The sequence below is a fragment of the Macrococcus sp. DPC7161 genome (assembly GCF_004117835.1).
In the GTDB taxonomy this organism is placed as follows: domain Bacteria; phylum Bacillota; class Bacilli; order Staphylococcales; family Staphylococcaceae; genus SDSC01.
In genome coordinates, this window is record NZ_SDSC01000067.1 from 1 (window position 1) to 315 (window position 315).

At 39.0% G+C, this 315-nt stretch carries 1 protein-coding gene; it reads left to right on the plus strand.

The window, feature by feature from the left end; translation table 11 throughout:
* Window positions 1–315 (plus strand): SdrD B-like domain-containing protein (locus ER639_RS12145; protein ID WP_164993461.1); only part of this gene is annotated, 315 nt, incomplete at both ends.

A 315-nucleotide genomic window follows, 5' to 3' on the forward strand; every position in this document is an offset into this window, starting at 1 on the left:
CACAAACAACAGATGTTAATGGTAATTATTTATTCACCGGCTTAAAACCAGGTGATTACACAGTAGTATTCGATACACCGAAACCAGTGACAAATCCAGATGGAACAACAACAAATTACACAGAAGTGACAAGTGTGAATGAACAAACAGATGGAGATAACTCAAACGTGGCATCGCAAGATGTAACCATCACAAACGCGAATAACTACACAATCGACCGAGGCTTTAAAGCAACGACAACACCAGTGCCAACATATGAAATCGGAGATAAAGTATGGTTAGATACAAATGGAGATGACATCCAAAATGGTGGAA